The following is a 23,760-nucleotide window of genomic DNA, read 5'->3' as shown; positions in this document are numbered from 1 at the left end:
CCACCGCGACGAACAGAAGGATCACCCGATGACCCGCGTCACCAGAGCCTCACGGCTGTCCGGTCTGCTCGCCTCCGTAGTCCTGCTGGCCGTCACGGCGGTCGGCTGCGGCTCCTCCGACTCCGGCTCCGGCTCCGGCTCGTCCTCCTCCGGCACGTCGGGGTCGGACTCGAAGTCCGTCGCCGGCGCCTACCCCGTGACGCTCGACCACAAGTTCGGCAGTACGACGATCAAGTCCGAGCCCAAGCGGATCGTCACCGTCGGCCTCACCGACCAGGACGCCGTCCTCGCCCTGGGCAAGGTGCCGGTCGCGACGACCGAGTGGCTGGGCGGCTACAAGGGCGCCGTCGGTCCGTGGGCCCAGGACAAGCTGGGCGGCGCGGCGGCGCCGACCGTCCTCAAGGACACCGGCACCGGTCCCCAGGTGGAGAAGATAGCCGCCCTGAAGCCCGATCTGATCCTCGCCGTCTACTCGGGGCTGACCAAGTCCCAGTACGAGAGTCTGTCGAAGTTCGCGCCGGTCGTGGCCCAGCCGAAGGCGTACAACAACTACGGCGTGCCGTGGCAGCAGCAGACCGAGGAGATCGGCAAGGCGCTCGGCAAGGAGACCGAGGCCAAGACGCTGGTGTCGGGCGTCGAGGACAAGTTCGCCGCGGCGAAAAAGGCCAACCCGGCGTTCGCCGGGGCCTCGGCGGTGATGGCGACCCCGTACGAGGGCACGTTCGTCTTCGGCAGCCAGGACCCGCGCTCCCGGTTCCTGTCCGACCTCGGCTTCTCGCTGCCGAAGGACCTCGACAAGGTGATCGGGGACCAGTTCGGCGCGAACATCAGCAAGGAGCGCTTCGACCTGCTCGACCAGGACGTCGACGTGTGGATCGTGCCGGACACCACCTCGGCGGTCGCCAAGCTGCACAGCGACAAGGTCTACGCCGACCTGAACGTGGTGAAGCAGGGCCGCGAGGTCTTCATCAAGGAGACCAGTGACTACGGCAACGCGGTGTCCCTGTCGACCGTGTTGAGCATCCCCTACGTCCTGGAGCGCATGGTGCCGCAGCTCGCGGCGGCGGAGGACGGCAAGACCGCGACGAAGGTGGGACAGCCTGCTTCCTGAACCGTCGTCGACCGTCGGCTTCCTGAACATGCGGATGGGGGGCGGGCCCGAAGAACACGGGCCCGCCCCCCATCCGTGTCTCAGACTCCGTCGACGAGGCTCTTGGGTCGCATGTCCGTCCAGTTGGTCTCGATGTGGTCCAGGCACTCCTGGCGGCCCGCCGGGCCGTGCGCGACCGTCCAGCCGGCCGGGACGTCCACGAAGTCGGGCCACAGGCTGTACTGGCCCTCGTCGTTGACGAGGACGGAGTAGACGCCGTCGGGGTTCTCGAACGGGTTGCTCATGTCGGGGGTCCTTGCCTTTCTGGTCTGATCTGTTCTCGTGGGTACGTGCGAGTCGGTCAGGCCCGGTCGTCGGGCCGGTTCACTGCGGCGGCCCGCCGTACCACCGCCTCCAGCGCCCGGAACCAGGTGTGTGCCAGGTCCCGTACCGCGTCCTCGGTGAGGAGTTCGGCCGCGTACGCCCAGTGGGCGCTGAGTTCCGGTCCTTCGGGTCGGTCCTCGGTGAGGGCGTTCAGGGTCAGGGCGTGGGACATCGGCATGCCCGGGTCGGCGTCGAGGTCGGCGGCGTCGTCCTCGGTGGCGTAGGACCAGTCGGCGGCCTCCGGGTGGTCGAAGCGGCCCATGTAGTTGAACTCGATCTGCGGCTCGCCGAGTTGGGCGAGGCGCGGGCCGGTCCCGGGGTTGAGGTGACGCAGCAGTCCGTGGCCGATCCCGGCCGTGGGCAGCGCGGTGAGGTGGGCGCGGATCCGGGCCAGGGCGGCGTCCAGCGCGGGGCCACCCGCGAAGGCGTCCGCCGGGTCGGCGCCGCCCGGGTCGAGCCGCACCGGGACGACGCTGGTGAACCAGCCGACCGTGCGGGACAGATCGGAGTCGCCCGCGAGTTCCTCCTCGCGGCCGTGGCCCTCCAGGTCGACCAGGACGGGTCCGCCCGGTCGCCGCGCGCCCAGCGTCCGGGCCCGCCAGTCGCCGACGGCGAGAGCGAACGCGGTGAGCAGGACGTCGTTGGCGGTGGCGCCGAACGCGGCCGGGACCCGGCTCAGCAGCGGGCCGGTGAGGTCGGCGGGCAGGGTCAGGGAGAGATAGCGGGTGGTGGCGACCGTGTCCCGGGCCGGGTCGAGCGGGCGGGCCAGGGGGAGGTCGGCGCCCGCGGCAAGGGTGGAGGTCCACCACGGCAGCTCGTCCTCGGCGGCGGGATCGGCGGCGCGGGTCCCGAGCAGGCGCGCCCAGCGGGCGAACGACAGCTCCACGGGCGCCAGTTCGGCCGTACGACCGTCTCTGACCGCTGCCCAGGCGGTGGCCAAGTCGGGCAGCAGTACGCGCCAGGAGACGCCGTCGATCACCAGGTGGTGGACGAGGATCAGCAGCTGGCCGGGGTGCCCGGGTCCGGCGTCGAACCAGACCGCCCGCACCATCGCCCCGGCGTCGGGGTCGAGCCCGGCCCGGGCCGTTTCGGCGTGGCGGGAGATGGCCGTACGCAGTCCGGCCTCGTCCGCGCCGTGTACGTCGGCCCGGGTGAGCCAGCCGCTGACGTCGGTGTCCTGCGCCGGGGCAACCCGCAAGGTCCCCACCGGGTGGCGGACGAGTCGGGCGCGGAGCATGTCGTGCCGGTCGGCGAGCGCCTTGAGCACGGCCAGCAGACCGGGCTCGGTCAGGTCGGCCGGGGTGCGGACCAGGGCCGCCTGGTGGTAGGCGGCGATGGGGCCGCCGCGATCGAGCAGGGCGCGCATGATCGGGGTGAGCGGGACGGTGCCGGTGCCGTCGTCGTGAACGGCGTGCCGTTCCTCGGTGCCGAGCGGGACGGCGACGGCGGCCAGGGCCGCGACGGTTCGGTGCTGGAAGACCTGGCGCGGGGTGACCCGCAGGCCGCCGGAGCGGGCCCGGGCGACCAGTTGCATCGCGATGATGCTGTCGCCGCCGAAGGAGAAGAAGTCGTCGTCCGTGCCGAGCGTCTCGGCGGGCAGGCCGAGGGCGTCCGCGAACAGGTCGCGCAGGGTGCGCTCGGTGTCGTTCTCCGGGGCCCTGCCACCGCCCGCCCCGGTGAAGTCGGGGGCGGGCAGGGCAGCCCGGTCGAGCTTGCCGTTGGACATCAGCGGCAGCCGGTCAAGGGCGACCACCGCGGCCGGGACCATGTAGTCGGGCAGAACGGCGGCCACGTGCGCGCGCAGAGCGGCCGGATCCTCCGCGCCGTCCTGGACGACCGCGTACGCGATGAGCTGCCGTACACCGGGCCGGTGTTCGCGGGCCACGACGACCGACTGCGCGACGGCCGGGTGGGTGCGCAACGCGGCCTCGATCTCGGCGAGTTCGACCCGGTAGCCGCGGATCTTGACCTGGTCGTCGGTGCGGCCGGCGAACTCCAGCCGGCCGTCCTCGGTCCAGCGGGCCAGGTCGCCGGTGCGGTACATCCGGGCGCCGGGTTCGGTGGCGTACGGGTCGGCGACGAAGCGTGCGGCGGTGAGTGCCGGGCGACCGAGGTACCCGCGGGCCAGGCCCGGTCCGGACAGGTACAGCTCCCCGGTGACGCCGGGCGGGACCGGGCGCAGAGCGGTGTCCAGCACGTAGGCGCGGGAGTGGTGGACCGGGCGGCCGACGACCGGGCTCGCGCTGTCGCGGACCCGGCCGACGAGCGCGTCGACGGTGGCCTCGGTGGGGCCGTACAGGTTGAACGCCTCGGTGTCCGGCAGTGCGGCGAGCCGCGCCCACAACGCGTCGGGTACGGCCTCGCCGCCGAAGCCGACCACCGCGAGCGGGCAGTCACCCTCGGGCGTGATCAGACCGCTGTCCGCCATCTGGGCGAGCAGGGACGGGGTGACCTCGATGAAGTCGATCGCCTGGTCGCGGATGAAGGTGGCGAGGAGTTCGGGGTCGCGGCGAATCTCGTCGTCCGCGATGTGCAGGGCGTGCCCGTCCAGCAGCCACAGCTGCGGCTGCCAGGAGGCGTCGAAGGAGAACGACCACGCGTGGCCGACCCGCAGATGCCGTCGTCCGGTGCGGCGCCTGGCGACGTCGTGCAGGTCGTGGCGGTGGCTGTGGAAGAGGTTGGCGAGCCCGCTCTGGGTGACGACGACGCCCTTGGGGCGGCCGGTGGAGCCGGAGGTGTAGATGACGTAGGCAGGGTGGTCGGGGCCGGGGGCGACGGGCTCCGCCTCCGGCAGTCCGTCGGCCCGGGTGTCGAGGCGCAGGACGGGCACGTCGGTGGCGGGCAGCGCGGCGGCGGTCTCCCCCGTGGCCAGGATCATGACCGGGCGGGCGTCGTCGAGCATGCCGGTCAGCCGGGACGCGGGCAGGTCGGGGTCGAGGGGCAGGTAGGCGGCGCCCGCCTTCATCACGGCGAGGATCGCGGCGATGTGGTCGGCGGTGCGGGGCAACGCGAGGGCCACGATCCGCTCAGGCCCGGCCCCGTGTCCGGCCAGGATCCGCGCCAACCGGTCGGCGCGCACGTCGAGTTCGGCGAACGTCCAGGTCGTACGGCCGTCGGTGACGGCGACCGCGTCGGGGCTCGCGGCGGCCTGTGCCGCGAACAACGCGGGCACGGTGCCCTGCCGTTCGTGCTCCGGCGCGGGCAGTGCGGTGTCGTTCCAGGTCTCGACGACGGTGTGTCGGCCGGCGGGGCCGAGCAGGTCGAGGCGGCCCACGGGGCGGTCGGGTTCGGCCGCCATGCCGATGAGGAGAGTGGTGAGGCCGGCGGTGATCCGTCGTACGACGGCCGGTTCGAACAGGTCGGGACGGTACTCGGCGGTCAGCCGGAGCCGCTCGGCGGGCTCGACCGCCCACGTGAACGGGTAGTGGGTGGAGTCCTCGTGGTCGAGGACGGTGACGCGCGGCCCGACACCCTCCTCGGCGGCGTCGGACACCGGATACGACTCGAACACCACCAGGGTGTCGAAGAGTTCGCCGAGCCCGGCGGCCCGCTGGATGTCGGCGAGGCCGAAGTGCTGGTGGGCGATGAGCCGGGACTGTTCGTCCTGGAGCCGCTCCAGCAGGGTGGCCGTGCTTTCCTGCGGGCGGACGCGTACCCGTACCGGCACGGTGTTGATGAACAGGCCGATCATCGACTCGGCCCCGGGCAGCTCGGGCGAGCGGCCTGCGGCGGTGGCGCCGAACACGACGTCGTCCCGGCCGGTGAGCCGGCCGAGGAGCACGCCCCAGGCGGCCTGGACGAGGGTGTTGAGGGTGACGCCCCGGTGCCGGGCGAACGCCTCCAGCTCCGCCGTGCGGTCCGGGTCCAGTTCGACGGTGTGGGTGTGCGGTACGGCGGCGGCACGGTCGCGGTCGGCGGGCGCCAGCCGGGTGGGTTCGACGAGGCCGTCGAGCGCTTCGGTCCACGCGGCGGTCGAGGCGGCCGGGTCCTGGGCGGCCAGCAGCCGCAGATGCTCGCGGTAGGGAGCCGGTGCGGCCGGGGTGCGGCCCTCGTAGCGCGCCCACAGTTCGGCGGTGAGCAGGGGCAGTGACCAGCCGTCCAACAGGAGGTGCTGGTGCGAGAGCACGAGCCGGTGCCGGTCCGGGCCGAGCCAGGCCAGCAACAGCCGCAGCAGCGGGGGGCGTTCGGGGTCGAACCGGCGCCGCTCCTGCCCGAGCAGCCGGGTCCAGGCCGCCTCGTCACCAGCGCCGCCGGTGAGGTCGAGCTGCCGCCAGGGCAGTACGGCGGTGCGCGGTACGACGGCCACAGGGCGTCCGGAGGACAGGTACCGGAAGCCGCTGCGGAGGTTCTCGTGGGCGTCGAGCAGGTCCTGCGCTGCGGCGCGCAGCCGGTCGGCGTCGACGGGGCCTTCGAGGTCGTAGGAGATCTGGACGGTATAGACGTCCGGTTCCTCGTCGCCGGAGTCCAGGGCCGCGTGGAAGAGCAGTCCGGCCTGGAGCGGGGAGACGGGCAGGGCCTCGGTACCGGCGGGCAGGGCGGCGAGCTCCGCGCGTTCGGCGGCGGTGAGGTCGAGCAGGGCGGTGGTGTCGATCCGTTCGTCCAGGGTCGTGGTCGCCACCGTGGCCAGCCCCGCAACCGACTTGTGCCGGAACACGTCGCGCGGGCTGAACGCCAGCCCGGCGGCACGGGCCCGGGCGACCAGTTGCATGGCGACAATGCTGTCCCCGCCGAGGGAGAAGAAGTCGTCTTCCACGCCGACTCGTTCGAGGCCGAGCACCTCGGCGACGAGGGCGCCCAGGGTCTCCTCCAGCGGGGTCCGCGGCCGGGTGTCGGTCACCTCGGCGGCGAAGTCCGGGGCAGGCAGCGCCCGGTGGTCGAGCTTGCCGTTCGGGGTGAGCGGGAGGGCGTCGAGGGTGACCACGGCGGCCGGGACCATGTACTCAGGCAGGGTGGCCGCGGCGTGGGCGCGCAGGACGGCGGGGTCGGCCGTCGTGCCGGGGGCCGGGACGGCGTACGCCACGAGCCGTTCGTCCCCTACGACGACGGTGGCGTGCGCGACGCTCTCATGGGCAGCGAGCACGCTCTCGATCTCGCCGAGCTCGATCCGGAAGCCACGCAGTTTGACCTGGTCGTCGGCGCGGCCGAGGTACTCCAGTTCGCCGTCCCGGGTCCAGCGGGCCAGGTCCCCGGTGCGGTACATCCGGGCGCCGGGCGCGTCGGTGTACGGGTCGGCGACGAACCGCTCGGCGGTCAGGCCGGGGCGGCCCAGGTAGCCGCGGGCCAACTGGGCGCCCGCCAGGTACAGCTCTCCCGCGACACCGGGCGGCACCGGACGCAGGCCGGCGTCGAGGACGTAGGTGCGGGTGTTCCACACCGGGCGGCCGATCGGCACGGTGGCCGGGTCGTCGGGCACCTCGTGGGCGGTCACGTCGACGGACGCCTCCGTGGGGCCGTACAGGTTGTGCAGCCGGCTGCCCGGGAGGACCTGGTGGAAGCGGGCGGCCAGCGGGGAGGGCAACGCCTCGCCGCTGCACATGACGTGGCGCAGGCCGGTGCACAGGGCGGCGGTGGGCTCGGCGAGGAAGGCGCGCAGCATCGACGGCACGAAGTGGGCCGTGGTGATGTGCTGACGCCTGATCAGCTCGGCCAGGTAGGCCGGCTCCTGGTGGCCTTCTGGTCGGGCCACGACCAGGGTGGCGCCGGTGATGAGCGGCCAGAAGAACTCCCACACCGACACGTCGAACCCGGCCGGGGTCTTCTGCAGCACCCGGTCGCCGGAGTCGAGACGGTAGGTGTCCTGCATCCACAGGAGCCGGTTGGCGATGCCCTGGTGGGGGACGGTGACGCCCTTGGGGCGGCCCGTGGAACCGGAGGTGTAGATGACGTAGGCGGGGTGGCGGGGGTCGTGGGCGGTGGGCAGGGGTGCGTGCGCCGGGCACTCGGGGGTGCCGTTCGCATCCACCGTGAGGGTGGGCACGTCGGTGTCCGGGAGCGTGACGCCCTCCGCGGTGACCAGGCAGACCGGGCGAGCGTCGGTGAGCGTGTACGCGAGCCGGTCGGCCGGGTAGCCGGTGTCGAGGGGCAGATAGGCGGCGCCCGCGCGGTGGACGGCGAGCAGGGTCACCACGAGGGCGAGGGAACGCGGCAGGGCGACGGCGACGAGAGCCTCGGCCCGTGCCCCGTGCGCGGCGAGGGTGTGCGCGAGCCGCTCCACCCGGAGGTCGAGTTCGGCGTAGGTGAGGGCGGTGTCCTCGAAGACGAGCGCCGTGGCCTCGGGGGTGCGGGCGGCCTGGGCACGGAACAGTTCCGGCAGCGTGAGGTCGGGGACGGCCCGGACGGTGTCGTTCCAGTCGGTGAGGACGAGGGCGTGTTCGTCGTCGCGCAGGACGTCGAGCGTGCCGACGCGTCGGCCGGGGTCGGCGGCGATCTGCTCCAGGAGCGACTCCAGCCGCCGTGCGAGGAGTTCGGCGGTGGTGGCGTCGAAGAGGTCGGCGCTGTACTCGATCCAGCCCTGGATGCCGGCACCGTCGCCCCGTTCGACGAAGTCGAAGCTGAGGTCGAACTTGGCGCTGTCCTGGCCCACGGTCTCCCGGCGAGCGGTCAGTCCGGGCAGGACGGGTCCGTCGCTCTGGCCCGCGAGGTGTACGACCATCACTTGGAACAACGGGTGCCGGGCGAGGGAGCGTTCGGGGTTGAGCGCCTCCACCAACCGTTCGAAGGGCAGGTCCTGGTGCTCGTAGGCGGCCAGGTCGGTTTCGCGGACGCGGGCGAGCAGGTCGGCGAAGGTGGGGTCGCCGGACAGGTCGGTACGCAGCACCAGGGAGTTGACGAAGAAGCCGACCAGGTCTTCGAGGGCCTCGTCGCCGCGGCCGGACACCGGGGCGCCGAGGGGGATGTCGTCGCCGGCGCCGAGTCGGTGCAGCAGTGCGGCCACGGATGCCTGGGCGACCATGAACATGCTGACGCCGTGGTCGCGGGCGAGGGCGCGCAGGGCATGTTCCAGGCGGGGCGAGACGGTGAAGCCGACGGTGCCACCGCGCCTGCTGGACTCGGCGGGGCGCGGGCGGTCGGCGGGGAGGTTCAGCTCCGCCGGAAGCCCCCTGAGGGCGCCGGTCCAATGGGCCAGCAGGTCGGCGCCGGTCGCCTCCAGGAGGTCGTGCTGCCAGAGGGTGTAGTCGGTGTAACTAGCGGGCAGCGGCGTCCAGTCGGGCGCCCGGCCCTCGGTCCGGGCCGCGTAGGCGGTGCCGAGGTCGGCGAGCAGCGGGCGGTCGGACCACTCGTCGGTGGCGATGTGGTGCAGGAGGAGCAGCAGCAGGTGTTCGTCCGTGTCCGTGTGGAACAGGACGGCGCGCAGCGGGAGTTCGCGTTCGAGGTCGAAGGGGTGGGCTGCCTGCGCGGCAAGGTCCTCGTGGGGGGCGGTGGAGAGCTGGACGTGGGCCTGCTCCGGGTCCAGGACGTGCTGGTAGGGCACCCCGTCCACTGCCGGGAACACGGTCCGCAGCGGCGCGTGCCGGGCGACGACGTCGTTCAGGGCGGCTTCGAGGGCCTCCCGGTCCAGGGGGCCGGTGAGCCGCCAGACGGCCGGAATGTTGTAGGCCGGGTTGGGGCCCTCCACCTGGTGCAGCAGCCACAGCCGCCGTTGGGCGAAGGACAGGGGCAGCCGCTCGGGGCGCGGGCGTCCGGCGTCGAGTGCGGGACGGGCGGCGGTGCGGCCCGCGTCGAGTCGGGCGGCGAGCCGGGCGGGCGTCGGCGCGTCGAAGACCGCGCGCAGCGACACGTCTCCCCCGAGGACCGCGCGCATACGGCTGACCAGCCGCATCGCGACGAGCGAGTGGCCGCCGAGCGCGAAGAAGTCGTCGTCGGGGCCGACGCGTTCGACGCCGAGGACGGCTGCGAACTGCGCGCACAGCAGCTCCTCGCCCGGGGTGCGTGGCAGGCGTCCGCCGGTGACCGCGGTGGCCGTGGGGTCCGGGGCCGGCAGGGCGGCGGTGTCGAGTTTGCCGTTCACGGTGCGGGGCAGCGCGTCGACGGTGACGAAGGCCGCGGGCACCATGGGTGCAGGGAGGATGGCGGCGGTGTGGGCGCGCAGCGCGGCGGGGTCCGGGGTCTGCTCGCTCGTGCGGTCCGCGACGACGTAGGCGACCAGGCGGGGCGAGCCGGGCCGGTCCTCCCGTACGACGACCGCGGCGGCGGAGACGGCGGGGTGCCCGGTCAGCTTGGCCTCGATCTCGCCGAGTTCGATGCGGAAGGCGCGCAGCTTGACCTGGTCGTCGGCGCGGCCGAGGAAGACGAGCGTGCCGTCGGGCCGGCGGCGCGCCAGGTCCCCGGTGCGGTACATACGCTCACCGGGCGCCCCGAACGGGTCGGCCACGAACCGTTCGGCGGTCAGGCCCGGTCGGCCCAGATAGCCGCGGGCCAGGCCCTCGCCCGCGAGGTACAGCTCGCCCGGCACGCCGACCGGGACGGGGCGCAGGCGGTCGTCGAGGACGTGGGCGCGGATGTTGTCCAGCGGGGCGGCCCAGTCGGTGCTGCCGTGATGCCAGCCGTAGGCGTCGACCGCGCACTCGGTGGGGCCGTACAGGTCGTGCACGGCCGTGTCGGGCAGGGCGGTCAGGCGCTGCCACAGGGCGGGCGGGGTGGCCTCGCCGCCGACGGCGATGACGGACGGAACCGGGGCGCCGGGGGTCAGGAAGCCGTGGTGGAGCAGCTCGCGCAGATAGGTGGGAGTCAGGTCGACGAAGTCGATCTCGGACAGGGCGAGGCGGTGCAACAGGGCGGCCGGGTCCAGCATGGCCGGCTCGTCGACGACGTGCAGTTCGTGGCCGGCGAGCAGCCACAGCAGTGGCTCCCAGGAGCCGTCGAAGCTGAACGAGGCCACGTGGACCGCGCGCAGCGCGTCCCGTCCGGTGTCGCGGACAGCCGGTTCGATCAGGTCGCGCAGGTGGGATGCGTAGAGGTTGCTCAGACCGCGGTGGGTGCCGATGACGCCCTTGGGGCGGCCGGTGGAGCCGGAGGTGTAGATGGTGTAGGCGGCCTGCCGCGGGTGCGGTGGCGGGCCGTCCGGGGTCCGTTCGGCCGCCGGCCAGGGGGCGTCGAGCAGCACGCGCGGTACGGCCGGTGCGTCCGGGAGGCGTCCGGCGAGTGCGGTGGTGGTGAGCAGGCAGACGGGGGCCGCGTCCGTGAGCATGAACTCCAGGCGGTCGGCGGGGTGTTCGGGGTCGAGGGGGAGGTAGGCGGCCCCGGAGGCGAGCACGCCGAGGAGGGCGGGGACCATCTCGTGCCGGGGCAGCGCGAGGCCGACGACCGTGCCGGGTCCGGCGCCGTGCGCGTGCAGACGTGCCGCCAACTCGTCTACACAGGCCTGGAGTTCGGCGAACGAGGTGCGGGTCGGTGAGTCGCCCGGGCCGGTGACCAGCGCCGTGCGCCCGGGGTGACGGCGGGCCGTGTCGGCGAGGATCTCGGGGACGGAGCGGGTCTCGACCGGGTGCGTGGTGTCGTTCCAGGCGCCGACGGCGTCGGCGTGCTCGTCGGGGGTGAGGATGTCGAGGTCGGCCAGCGGGGCGTCCGGGGTGCGGGCGGCCCGGTCGAGGAGGAGGACGAGCCGTTCCGCGAGCAGGGCGGCGGTCTCCCGGTCGGCCAGGTCGGTGGCGTACTCCAGGAGCAGCGTGATGCGCCTGGAGGCGTCGGACTCGTCGACGAAGGTGAAGTCGAGGTCGAACTTGGCCGTGCCGGTGTCCATGTCGTACCAGTCGGCGGGCAGTCCGAGCAGGGTGTCCGGGTCGCCGTCGGGGCGGTGGTGGTAGCCGAGCATGACCTGGAAGAGGGGGTTGCGGCCGGTCACGCGGGGCGGGTTGACGGCCTCGACCACCCGGTCGAAGGGGATGTCCTGGTGCTCGAACGCGCCGAGGGAGGACTCCCTCACCCGGCGGAGGAGCCGGCGGAACGTCAGGTCGTCGGCCGGGCCGGACAGGTCGGTGCGCAGGACGAGGGTGTTGACGAAGAAGCCGACCAGGTCGTCGAGCCCGCTGTCGGTACGGCCCGCGATGGGGGCGCCGAGCGGGATGTCGTCGCCCGCGCCCAGCCGGTGCAGGAGCGCGGCGGTGGCGGCCTGGAGCAGCATGAACATGCTCGTGCCGGTGGCGGCGGACAGGTCGCGCAGGGCATGGCCGGTCTCCGCGGGCACGGCACGGCGTACGGTGCCGCCGCCCCCGGTGGGTGCTGCGGGGCGAGGCCGGTCCAGGGGCAGTGTCAGCTCCTCCGGTGCGCCGCGCAACACCTCGGTCCAGTAGTCGAGCTGCCGCTCACCGAGCTGGTCGAGGACGTGTTCCTGCCAGAGGGTGTAGTCGGCGTACTGCACCGGCAGCGGCGCCCAGTCGGGCGCCCGTCCCTCGCGGCGGGCCGCGTAGGCGGCGTCGAGGTCGGCGAGGAAGGGGCGGTCGGACCACTCGTCGGTGGTGATGTGGTGCAGGACGACGGCCACCACGTGCTCGTCCTGCCCGAGCCGGAACACCTCGCAGCGCAGCCGGAGTTCGTCGGTGAGGTCGAAGGGGCGGCGCTGGGCGGACTCGATCAGCGCGGGCAGTTCGTCCTCCGCGCAGTCGACGACCGTGCAGACGGGGATCGCCTCGTCGGCCGGGACGATCCGCTGGTAGGGCTCGCCCTCATACGTCGGGAACACGGTCCGCAACGCCTCGTGCCGGCCGGCCACGTCCCGCAGGGCGGCGGCCAGGGCGTCGGTGTCGAGGCCGCCACGCAGCCGGACGACCAGCGGGAAGTTGTAGGCGACCCCGCTGCCGGTGATCTGCTCGACCAGCAACAGCCGTCGCTGGGCGGCCGACAGTGGGATGCGGGCGGGCCGGTCGGTGACCGGGGTGACCGCGGGGCGGGCCGGGCTCGCCTGGTCGGCCCGCCCCGCGAGCAGGGCCGGGGTGGGCGCCTCGAAGAGGTCGCGGATGGCGAGTTCGGCGCCCAGTTCGGTGCGGGCGCGGCTGACCAGCCGGGTGGCGAGCAGCGAATGCCCTCCCAGGTCGAAGAAGTTGTCCTCCGCGCCGACCTCGGGCAGTCCGAGCACCTCGGCGAACAGGCGGCACAACACCTCTTCCTGCCGGGTGCGCGGTCCACGCCCGCCGCCGAGGGCGACGGCGGGCTCGGCGTCGGGCAGGGCGCGCACGTCGAGCTTGCCGTTGGCGTTCATGGGCAGGCCGTCGACGGTGACGAAGGCGGCCGGGACCATGTAGTCGGGCAGTTCCCGGCCCAGGTCCTCGCGCAGCCGCCGCACCAGGGCGCTGGCCTCGCGAGCGGCTGTCGGGTCGTTGGCGTAGGGGCGGGTACCGCCGCCGGGGCGGAACAGGCCGCCGGTCAGGCGCGGTTCGGCGGACGTCAGGAACACGGCGTCGTATGTGCGGGCCTCCCCCGACCAGGTCGTCAGCACCTCGTACCCGGCCGCCCTGCCGAGTGCGTGCAGGTCCTCCGGGTCGACGCCCCCGTCGGTCGTGCGGCCGTCGGGCACACCGGTGACGCGCAGTGCCTTGGGCCGATCGTCGCCCGGGGGTTGCGCGATACGGCCGTTCGCCGACCGGTTGCCGCGCAGAAGTTCGCCGATGTCCTCGGCCGTGGACCAGTTGCCGTCGACGAGTTCACCGATGGTGTCGGCCGTGGCCCAGTCGACGGCAGGTGCGCCGTCCAGCCGTACGTCCGGTTCATCGGCGTACAGGACGACGTCGTAGCGGTGGCGGGTGAGCTCGTTGTGGTGGTGCCCGCGCTTGGTGCGCAGGTCGACCCCGTAGCCGAGGGTGGTGAAGTAGTCGGGGTCGACGAGGAGTTCCTTCTCCAGGCGCAGACCGCGTTCGACGGCCCGCTCCGGGTCGGCGTCGGTGGTGCCGCGGGCGTGCTGGATCTCCGTGTGGAAGGTGCGGGCGAGGCGCAGGTTGCGTACGTCACCGACGAACAGGGCGCCGCCGGGCGCGAGCAGGTCCATGGCGCCGCGCAGGACGGCGGTGAGGTGCTCGATGCTCGGGAAGTACTGGATGACGGAGTTGATGACGATCGTGTCGAAGTAGCCGGTGGGTAGACCCCTCAGGTCCTCGGCCGGCCGGCAGCGCAGCTCCACCTTGGCGGCCAGAGCGGGGTCGCGCCGTACCTCCTCGCCGATCTTGCGGATGACGGGGGCGGCGAAGTCGGTCGCCCAGTACGCCTCGGCGTCCGGGGCGAGCCGGGAGAGCAACAGGCCCGATCCGACACCGATTTCGAGGATGCGACGGGGGCGGAGCGCGCCGATGCGGGCGAGGGTGGCCTCGCGCCACTCGTGCATCTCCTCGAAGGGGATGGGCTGCCCGTCGTAGGAGCTGTCCCAGCCGTCGTACCGCTCGGTGAAGACGGCGGTGCCGATCTCCTCGTACTCGTCGGAGTAGATCTCCTGCCACTCCCCGACCTGGGCGGCCTCGGCGGCGGTGCGCTCGGCCGAGTCCGCGCCGGAGGGCACGACGTAGCCGACGAGGCGTTCGTCGCGGACGACCACGGCGGCCTGGGCGACCAGCGGGTGGCGGCTGAGGGCGGTCTCGATCTCGCCGGGTTCGATGCGGTAGCCGCGGATCTTGACCTGGTCGTCGGTGCGGCCGAGGAAGTCGAGGTTGCCGTCCGGGTTGCGGCGCACCAGGTCGCCGGTGCGGTACATGCGCTCCCCGGGGTCCCCGAACGGGTCGGCGACGAAGCGTTCGGCGGTCAGCGCGGGCCGGTCCAGGTAGCCGCGGGCCAGGCCGATTCCGGCGATGTACAGCTCGCCGGGCACCCCGTCGGGCACCGGGCGCAGCCAGGCGTCGAGGATGTGGGCGCGGGTGCCCCGAATCGGGCGGCCGACCGTGGGGGTGTCGCTGTCGAGGGTGCCGCCGCCGAGGGTGTTGATGGTGTACTCGGTCGGCCCGTACAGGTTGTAGCCGTACGTGCCCTCGGTGTCGCGCAGGGCCGCCCACACCGTCTCCGGCACGGCCTCGCCGCCCAGGAGCACCAGCGGCGGGACGTGGCCCTCCAGCAGGCCCTGTTCGATGAGGAGGCGGGCGTAGGTGGGGGTGACGTTGACGACGTCGACGCGGTGCCGCTCGCAGTAGGCGACCAGCGCCTCGGCGTCACGCCTCAACTCCTCGTCACAGACGTGCACTTCGTGGCCCTCGACCAGCCACAGCAGCTCTTCCCACGACATGTCGAAGGCGAAGGACACGGTGTGCGCGATGCGCAGCCGCCGCCCGCCCGCCGAGGCGATGGCGGGCTCGAAGATCTCCTTCTGGTGGTTCAACTGCATGTTCGTCAGGCCCCGGTAGGGGGTGACGACGCCCTTGGGGCGGCCGGTGGAGCCGGAGGTGTAGATGACGTAGGCGGGGTGTTCGAGGCTGAAGCGGCGATGGACGGGCGCCTCCGACTGGCTCCTCAGCTCCCGCTTGGTTTCCGGGTCGTCGAGCAGGACGCGGGTCGTCTCGCCGTCCAGCGTGGCGGATACGGCCTTGGTGCTGAGCAGCAGGAGAGGGCGGGCGTCGGCCAGCATCAGGGACAGGCGGTCGGCCGGATGGTCCAACTCCAGGGGCAGATAGGCGGCTCCAGTGCGCAGGACCGCGAAGAGCGCGACCACCATGTCGAGGGAGCGCGGGAGGGCGAGAGCGACGACCTTCTCGGGGCCCGCGCCTCGGTCGATCAGCAGCCGGGCCATGCGGTTGACGGCCGCGTCGAGTTCGGCGTACGTCAGGGTGCGCTCGCCGAAGACGAGGGCACGCTCGTCCGGGGTGCGCCCGGCCTGTGCGGCCAGCAGGTCGGCGATGGTGTCCTCGGGGTCGGGGACCCGGCTCGCCGCCGCCTCCCGCCGCAGCGCCTCGTGTTCGGCGGGCAGCAGCGGGTCGAGCGAGCCGACCGGTGCCGTGAGGTCGGCGGTGAGGCGGTCGACGAGCAGCGCGAAGCGGTCGAGGAGGGCCTGCGCGCGGTCCGCCGGGACGAGGTCGGGGCGGTGGGTGAGGGTGACGGCGATCTCGCGGCCCGGGGTGATCACGAGGTTGGCCGGGTAGTGGGTGGCGTCGACGTTGGCGACGGCCGTGGCGCCGTGCCGGGTGCGCAGTTCCTCCAACCGCTCCACGGTGTCGTTGTTGCGCAGCACGAACAGCGTGTCGAAGAGCTTGCGGTGTCCGGTCTCGGCCTGGAGCACGCCGAGACTGAGGTGCTCGTAGGGCATCAGGTCGAGCCGTTCGCCCTGGATGCGGCGGAGCAGGCCGAGGACCGGTTCGGCGGGGTCGAGGGCGATCCGGGTGGGGACGGTGTTGAGGAACAGGCCGATGATGTTCCCGACGTCCGGGACCTCGCTGGGCCGGCCGGCGACGGTGGTGCCGAACACGACGTCGGCGCGGCCGGTGGCGGAGGCGAGGGTGAGTCCCCAGGCCGCGTTGAAGAGCGTGTTGAGGGTCAGGCCGTGGGCGCGGCCCGTCTCGCGCAGCCGGTCGCCGAGTGCGGCGGGCAGGCGTATGTCGAGCTGGTCGGGGATGACCGGTTCGAGGCCGTCGGTGGCGGCCGGGGCCAGCAGGGTGGGCTCGTCGAGACCGGCCAGGGCGGTGCGCCAGGCGGCCGTGGCGGCGGTGTCGTCCTGCCGCTCCAGCCAGGTCAGGTAGTCGCGGTAGCTGCCGGGCGCGGGCAGGGCGGTCGCGTCGCCACCCGTCTCGTAGAGCGCGAACAGTTCGTCGAGGAACAGCCAGGCCGACCAGCCGTCCCAGAGGATCAGGTGGCGGCCGATGACGAGCCGGTCGCCACGCTCCGCGCCGAGGCGCAGCAGGAGCAGCCGGAACAGCGGGGGCGCCGACAGGTCGAAGCGGCGGTTGCGCTCGGCGTCGGTCAACTCGCGCAGTCGTACGTCCTGTTCGGCTGCCGTGAGCTGGGAGAGGTCGACCTCGTCGAGCGGGATGTCCGGGTCCTCGACGATGAACTGCACCGGCTGGTCGAGTCCGTCGCTGGTGAAGCCCGCGCGCAGGCCCGGGTTCCGGGCGAGGAGCGTGCGGACGGCGGCCCGCAGCCGGGCGGTGTCGAGCCGGGTGGTGAAGTCGAAGGTCTCGTGGACGGTGTAGACGTCGAGGGCGCCCTCGTCGTACGCGGAGTGGAAGAACAGGCCCTCCTGGAGGGGGGCCAGCGGCCATACGTCGGCGACCGCCGCCGGGGCGGCCAGGGCGCGGACACGGGCGTGTTCGGCGGCGGTGAGGGTGAGGGCGGCGCCGGTGTTCGGGGCAGCCGCCGTGGTCACGGTCTCGGTGACTGCCGCCGCCAGGGCCGCGGGGGTGCGGTGGGTGAACACGTCGCGCGGGCTGAGGTCCAGGCCGGCCCCCCGGGCCCGGCTGGCGACGCCGATGGAGCTGATGCTGTCGCCGCCGAGCCGGAAGAAGTCGTCGTCGGGGCCCGCGTCCTCGATGCCCAGAACGACCCTGAAGATCTCGATGAGTTGCCGCTCCAGCGGCCCGGCGGGATCCCGGCGGGCGGCGCGTTCGGCCTCGGGGGCGGGCAGCGCGGCCTGGTCGAGCTTGCCGTTGGGGGTGAGCGGGAGGTCGGCGAGAACGACGTAGGCCTCCGGGACCAGAGGCGCGGGGAGCGCGTCCGCCAGGGCGTCGCGCAGCTCGGCGGGTTCGACGACGGCTCCGGATGCCGGGACCGCGTAGGCGACGAGGCGCTGGTCGCGGACGACGACCGCGCCACGCGCGACGGCCGGGTGGCGGGTCAACTCGGCCTCGATCTCTCCGAGTTCGACCCGGTTGCCGCGCAGCTTGACCTGCCGGTCGGTGCGGCCGAGGTAGTCGATCGTCCCGTCGGGGCGGCGGCGCACCAGGTCGCCGGTGCGGTACATGCGGGCGCCGGGCTCGGTGGCGTACGGGTCGGCGACGAACCGGTCCGCGGTGAGCGCGGGGCGCCGGTGGTAGCCGCGGGCCAGCTGGACGCCGGTCAGGTAGAGCTCGCCGGGCACCCCGTCGGGGACCGGGCGCAGGCAGGTGTCCAGCACGCGCAGGCCGGTGTTCCAGACGGGCCGGCCGATGGGCACCGTGGTGTCGGACGCGCCGTCGTAGGCGTGGTGCGTCACGTCGACGGCGGCCTCGGTGGGGCCGTACAGGTTGTGCAGCGGGACCTCGGTGAGGTCCCGCCAGCGGCGGGCGTCCGACCCGGGCAGGGCCTCGCCGCTGCTGAACACGCGGCGCAGGCTGCCCGCCCACGCGGCGTCGGCGGTGACCTCGTCGGACGCGAGGAACGCCGCCAGCATCGACGGCACGAAGTGCATCGTCGTCACGCCCTCGGCCCGGATCAGACGGGCCAGGTAGGCGGGGTCGCGGTGGCCGTCCGGCGCGGCGAGGACGACGGCGGCGCCCTCGCACAGCGCCCAGAAGAACTCCCAGACGCTCACGTCGAAGCCGGCCGGCGTCTTTTGCAGCACCCGGTCGTCGGCGGTCAGTCCGTACGCGCCCTGCATCCAGGCCAGCCGGTTGGTGATGGCGCGGTGGGTGACGACGACGCCCTTGGGGCGGCCTGTGGAGCCGGAGGTGTAGATGAGGTAGGCGGGGTCGTCGGGGCGGGCGGGGTCCGGGACCCGGTCCGGCAGGGGGTCCGTCGTGTCCGTGTCGACCGTGAGCACGTCCAGGCCCTCGACCGGCGGAAGGCGTCCCGCGTCCCCTCGTGTCGTGACGACCGTGGTCGCCCCCGAGTCGGTCAGCATGTACGCGAGCCGCTCGGGCGGGTAGTCCAGGTCGAGGGGCAGATAGGCGGCCCCCGACTTCAGGACGGCCAGCAGCGCCACCATCAGCTCGGCCGAGCGGGGTACGGCGACGGCGACGAACCGCTCCCGGCCGGCGCCCTTGGCCCGTAGCCGTGTGGCCAGCCCCTCGGCACGTGCGTCGAGTTCGGCGTAGGTGAGGGTGGTCGTGCCGTCGAAGACGACGGCGGTGGCGTCGGGGGTGCGCGCGGCCTGCGCGGCGAACGCGGCGGCGAGCGTGGTGGCCGGGACCGGCCGGCACTCCCCCGCCGGGTGCGCGCCGGCCAGTTCGTCCGCGGTGAGCAGTTCGAGGTCGGCGACCCGGGCGGCCGGGTCGTCGGCCAGGGCGTGCAGGACGAGGGTGAGCCGGTCGGCGAGGGACTGCACGGTGTCGGCGTCGAGGCGTCGAGCGTGGTGCTTCAGGCGCAGGTCGAGACGGCGGCCGGGCTTGACGATGAGGGCCAGGGGGTAGTGCACGGCGTCGTGGAAGGCGTGCCCGGCGACGGCGATCGTGCCGGTGGGGTCGGTGATACCCGTGGCGCCCTCGCCGCCGGGGTAGTTCTCGAACACCACGAGGGTGTCGAAGAGTTCACCGCCGCCCGTGTGCCCGGCGGCCCGCTGGATGTCGGCGAGGCCGAGGTGCTGGTGGTCGAGGAGCGCGCTCTGCTCCTCCTGGAGCCGGTCCAGCAGCCCGCCGAGGGTGTCGCCGGGGGCCCAGCGCAGCCGGGTGGGCAGCGTGTTGATGAACAGGCCGATCATCGACTCGATGCCATCGACGGCGGCGTCACGGCCGGCGACGGTGGTGCCGAACAACACGTCCTGACGGCCCGTCATACGACCCAGGAGCAGTCCCCAGGCTCCCTGGACGAGGGTGCCGAGGGTCACTCCGCGTTCCCGGGCGCGGGCGGCGAGCCGGGCGGTGACACGCTCGGACAACTCGAGGCGGATCTGGGCGGGTTCGACCGGTCCGGCGGGCGCGGGGGCCTCGACCAGCCGGGTGGGTTCCTTGACGCCGGCGAGCGTGGTGCGCCAGGCGGCTCGGGCGGCCTCGCGGTCGGCACCGGCGATCCGGCGGAGGTAGGCGCGGTAGGGCGCGACTTCGGGCAGGGGCGTCGGGTTCTCGCCGTACAGGGCGAGCAGTTCGCGGTGCAGGACCGGCAGGGACCAGCCGTCCGCGACGATGTGATGGAACGTCAGGATCAGACGACCGCGGTCCTCCCCGAACCGGATGAGCGCACACCGGACCAGCGGGGGCCTGGTGAGGTCGAAGCGGTGGGCGCGTTCGTCGGCGGCGACGGCCTCGGCGAGGGCGCGCCGGACCGTGCCGTCGTCCTGCGCGGCCAGGTCGACCTCGCGCCAGGGCAGCTCGAGCCCGGCGGCGATGAGCTGGACGGGCCGGCCGTCGGGCATCTGCCGGAAGCAGGCGCGCAGCGGGGCGTGCCGGTCCAGGAGCCGCTGCGCCGCCGCACGCAGAAGGGCGCCGTCGACCGGTCCGGACAGCTCGATGACCTGCTGCACGACGTACGCGTCGTGTTCGGCGCCGTCCACCAGGGCGTGGAAGAAGAAACCCTCCTGGAGCGGGCCGAGGGGCAGTGTCTCCTCGACGTCGATGGTGTACTCGCCCTGGACTGCGGCGAGTTCGTCCTCGCTCAGCGTCTTCCACGGGGTGTCATCGATGAGGTCGGACGCCCCTGTACGGGCGACGGCGGCGAGTTCCGCGACCGTTCGGTGGCGGAAGACGTCGCGCGGGGTCAGTTCCAGGCCCGCCCGGCGGGCGAGGATGAGGAGTTGGACGGCGACGATGCTGTCACCGCCGAGCGCGAAGAAGTCGTCGTCGACGCTCACCGACGGCGCTTCGAGTGCCCGTGCGTACAGGTCGCACAGCAGCCGCTCACGAGCCGTCTCGGGCGCCCGCCCGGCGCTGAGCCGGGTGAGGTCCGGCACGGGCAGCGCGGCGGCGTCGAGCTTGCCGCTGGGTGTGACGGGCAGCCGGTCCAGCGGGACGAAGGCGGCCGGGACCATGTAGTCGGGCAGGTACTCGGCGGCGTGCGCCCGCAGTGCCGCCATCAGGGCGGTGACGTTTCGGAAGGGCGCCGGACGGTTGGTGAGCGGGTGACCGCTTCCGGGGCGGTAGTGGACGACGGCGGGGCTGTCCCCGGCGGGGGCGAGCACGGCGTCCAGGCTGCCGTCCTCGGCGTCACCGTTCCAGGTGAGCGTCGCCTCGTAGCCGTGCCGTGCGGCGGTCTCGTACAGGGATTCGGGGTCCACGCCGTGCGGTCCGGCTGCGGGCCTGCTGCTGTCGTCGAGGGCGCCCAGCGCTGCCAGGTCGTCGGCGAGGCGGGCGTTGGGGATGCCGGTGACGCGCAGTCGGTGCGGGCGCTCGCCGAGCAGTTCGTCGAGGGCGCGGAGCGAACCGAGCGCGGGCCAGGGCGACTCTGGTGTCTCCTCGAGGACCTCGCGCCGCGGCCGCAGGACCACGTCGTACCGGTACCGGGTGAGTTCGTTGTGGTGCGTGCCGCGCTTGATCCGGATGTCCGCGCTGAGACCGTCGAGGGCGGCGAAGTAGTCCGGGTCGACGAGGAGTTCGCCCTCCCAGGCGACGGCCCGGTCCACGGCGGCACGCAAGGCCTCCTTGTCGCCGTCCGCCTCGTCCCGAACCCGTCCGCGCTCGACCGCCGCGCTCAGGGTGCGCAGGAGCCGTAGGTTGCGTACGTCGCCGACGAAGAGGGCACCGCCGGGTGCCAACAGCGCGGCGGCGTCACGGAGTACGCCGGTGAGGTAGTCGCCGCCGGGGAAGTACTGGACCACGGAGTTGACGACGATCGTGTCGAAGTGACCCTCCGGCAGTCCGGAGAGGTCGTGCGCGGGCCGGGCCAACAGGGTGACACGGTCGGCGAGTTCGGGGACGGCGGACACCTGGGATTCCAGGGCGTGTACGGCTTCCTCGGACAGGTCGGTGCCCCAGTACGCCTCACAGTCCGGGGCGAGCCGGGAGAGCAGTAGTCCGCTGCCGACGCCGATCTCCAGGACGCGCCGGGGCCGCAGTGCGCGGATCCGGTCGAGGGTCGCCTCCCGCCACTCGCGCATGTCGGCGAGGGGGATGGGCAGCCCGTCGTACATGCTGTTCCAGCCGGCGAAGTTCTCCTCGAAGCCCTCCGATCCGGCGGCGGAGTACAGAAGTTCGTGCAGGTCCTTCCAGTCGGCGACGCCTTCGTCGGGGCTCGTGTCGGCGTCCAGCGAGGGCACGACGTAGGCGGCGAGCCGGCGTTCGCCGGGGTGGTCCTCGCGGACGACGACCGCGGCCTGGTCGACGGCCGGGTGCGAGCGCAGGACGGACTCGATCTCGCCGGGTTCGATGCGGAAGCCGCGGATCTTGACCTGGCTGTCCGCGCGGCCGTGGAACTCCAGTCGTCCGTCCGCCTTCCAGCGCACGAGGTCGCCGGTGCGGTAGAGGCGGTCGCCGGGGGCACCGAACGGGTCGGCGACGAAGCGTTCGGCGGTCAGGCCGGGGCGACCCAGGTAGCCGCGGGCGAGTCCGGCGCCGCCGAGGTACAGCTCCCCGGTGACCCCGGCGGGCACGGGCCGCAGCCGGTCGTCGAGGACGTAGGCGCGGGTGCCGGGGTCGGGCACGCCGATGGGCACGATGGTGCCGGGCGGGGTGTCCGGATCGCACAGGCCCAGCGTGGAGTTGGTGGTGGCCTCGGTCGGGCCGTAGGCGTTGAACATCATCCGGCCACGCGCGTACCGCCCGACCAGCTCGGGCGAGACCCGCTCCGTCCCGGCCAGCAGGGTGGCCTCCGGCGGGAGTCGTACGTCCTCGGGCATGGCGGCGAGCAGCGCGGGCGGCAGGATCATGAAAGTGATGCCGTGCTCGTTCGCGTAGTCGGCGAGCGGCGCGCCCGGCACCCGGCGGTCGGCGGGCACGACGACCAGGCGGCCCCCGGACAGCAGGCCGAGGCACAGGTCCCAGAACGCCACGTCGAAGCTGGGCGAGGCGAACTGCAGGACCCGGCTGTGCGGGCCGATCCCGAAGCGCTCCCGCTGGGTGGCGACGAGCTTGGCGACGCCCGCGTGGGAGAGCACCGTGCCCTTGGGACGGCCGGTGGAGCCGGAGGTGTAGATCACGTAGGCCGCGTGCGCGACCGTCAACCCGTCGGCGGCCGAAGGGTCGTGGGCGGGGTGGGCGGCCAGTTCGGCGACCGTGTCCGGGGCGTCGAGGACGAGCGGATCGATGCCCGGCGGGAGGTCGGGCACCATCTCGGCGGTGGTGACGAGGCAGACCGGCCGGGCGTCGGCGAGCATGTAGGCGATGCGGTCGGCCGGGTAGTCCGTGTCGACGGGCAGATAGGCCGCGCCCGCCTTCAGCACGGCGACCTCGGCGACGATCATGTCGGCCGAGCGCGGTACGGCGAGGGCGACGACCTGTTCCGGGCCGGCGCCCCGGGCCACCAGGGCGTGCGCCAACCGGGCGGCTCGGGCGTCGAGTTCGGCGTAGGTGAGGCGGACGTCCTCGTGGACGAGGGCCACCTCGTGCGGGCGCGCGGCGACCTGGTCGGCGAACATCCGCGGCCAGGTGAGCGCGGGTACGGCGTGCGCGGTGTCGTTCCAGTCGCGCAGGATCCGGTGCCGCTCTTCCTCGCCCAGGAGTTCCAGGTCGGCGACCGGGGTGGCCGGGCGGGCGAGGGCGTCGGCGAGGAGCGTGCGGTAGTGGCCGAGGATTCGGTCGACGGTGTCGGGTGTGAAGAGGTCGGCGCGGTAGTCCGCCGACACCTCCCCGTCGGTCACGGTCAGGGCCAGATCGAGCGGGCCACCCTCGTCCCAGGGCGCGGGTCCGGAGCCCGTGGCGCACAACAGGCCGCCGCCGCGGAAGGGTTCGGGGGCGAGCAGTCGTAGCAGCTCGGCGGTCGGCAGGTGATGGGTCACGGCCTGCGCGCACGCGGCCGTGACGCGCTCGCGCAGGTCGGCGAACGCCGTGTCGCCGTCGACCGCGACGCGCAGCGGAAGTCCCTCGTGGGCGACCGTCACCTCGGTCGCCGCCGTGCCGCCGTAGCGGTGCAGCAGGGCCACGAAGGCGGCGAGCCGGGTCATCTCGTCGGCTGTCACGTCGAGCACGGCCGCACGCCGCGCGCGGGACACCGGCCCCTCCGGGCGAGACGGTTGGGGAAAGTCCAGTGGGAGCGAGGTCTCCGGCACCGGAGACGCGAACCGCCGCCGCCAGAAGTCGTCCGCCGCCCTTGCCCGTGCAGAAGAACGCGTGTTGCCCGACACAGCTGCCCGTGCCTCCCCATTGCGGTGTGGAACGGCTCAGCGGAGCCGCGACCGCTCGCATAGTAAGGTAAGGATTGCCTTACTTGGTAGACCCCTTCTGGATCCGCCGGCCCAAGTCACAGCAGCTGAGGTTATGCTCGCCTAACCTGCTGACAGGATCGTCCGGTGGTCCGTCAACGGGGGTTTCCAGCACGGAAGATGACCCGCCAGCGCCCCGGCGACAACCCGGGCGACGACATGGAGACCGGCAAGTGGCTTCAGGCAGAAG

Annotated in this window: 3 protein-coding genes; 1 reads left to right on the top strand and 2 read right to left on the bottom strand. The window is 73.4% G+C overall.

Annotated features, from left to right (window positions below; translation table 11 throughout):
• Window positions 1-28: 28 nt before the first annotated feature.
• On the top strand, window positions 29-1,111 hold the full coding sequence (locus tag OG568_RS47055) for an iron-siderophore ABC transporter substrate-binding protein (RefSeq protein WP_329536054.1): 1,083 nt from the start codon (window positions 29-31) through the stop codon (window positions 1,109-1,111).
• 80 nt (window positions 1,112-1,191) lie between these two features.
• Here the strand turns inward: OG568_RS47055 and OG568_RS47050 are convergent, their stop codons facing one another.
• Together OG568_RS47050 and OG568_RS47045 are read right to left on the bottom strand one after the other, a co-directional pair.
• Entirely contained in the window at window positions 1,192-1,395 is a 204-nt protein-coding gene (locus tag OG568_RS47050; protein ID WP_329536053.1) for an MbtH family protein, read from the bottom strand.
• Between the two features lie 56 nt (window positions 1,396-1,451).
• Entirely contained in the window at window positions 1,452-23,492 is a 22,041-nt protein-coding gene (locus OG568_RS47045) for a non-ribosomal peptide synthase/polyketide synthase (RefSeq protein ID WP_329536052.1), read from the bottom strand.
• Window positions 23,493-23,760: the final 268 nt, after the last annotated feature.

Origin of the sequence: Streptomyces sp. NBC_01450, assembly GCF_036227505.1 — a bacterium.
Taxonomy (GTDB): Bacteria; Actinomycetota; Actinomycetes; order Streptomycetales; family Streptomycetaceae; genus Streptomyces.
Note: the sequence above shows the minus strand (reverse complement) of the source record. Positions and strands in the feature narration are given on the sequence as shown.

What these genes read in the sequence shown, in the direction of transcription:
- OG568_RS47055 (WP_329536054.1), top strand. Translation starts at nt 29, where the DNA reads ATGACCCGCGTCACCAGAGCCTCACGGCTGTCCGGTCTGCTCGCCTCC.
- OG568_RS47050 (WP_329536053.1), bottom strand. Translation starts at nt 1,395, where the DNA reads ATGAGCAACCCGTTCGAGAACCCCGACGGCGTCTACTCCGTCCTCGTC.